Source organism: Pseudomonas typographi, from assembly GCF_014694385.1.
Taxonomy (GTDB): Bacteria; Pseudomonadota; Gammaproteobacteria; order Pseudomonadales; family Pseudomonadaceae; genus Aquipseudomonas; species Aquipseudomonas typographi.
Genome location: NZ_JAAOCA010000203.1, coordinates 1 through 232, shown reverse-complemented (window position 1 = coordinate 232; position 232 = coordinate 1). Strand labels below are relative to the sequence as shown.

The following is a 232-nucleotide window of genomic DNA, read 5'->3' as shown; positions in this document are numbered from 1 at the left end:
AACAGCAAGCTTTATGCAATAACGGCTGCTTCTTCGAACCCGACCGCATTCTTTCTTCCCGCGTTATTCGCAAAGATGAACGCTTAACTTTCAAGGACACTGCGCATGCCCTGGTACAGATCGGGCACGGTTTCGTGCACGCAAAATTCCACTACGGTGACCGGCACCGGTACCGACTTCGCGGCGAACAGCCGGGTGGGCGATGCCTTCCTTGGTCCTGACGGCAACTGGT

The 232-nt window shown here is 55.6% G+C and carries 1 pseudogene; it reads left to right on the top strand.

From position 1 onward, the window contains the following. Window positions 1-105 precede the first annotated feature (105 nt). Window positions 106-232 (top strand): annotated as a pseudogene (locus HAQ05_RS29025) (phage tail protein); the annotation flags it as partial.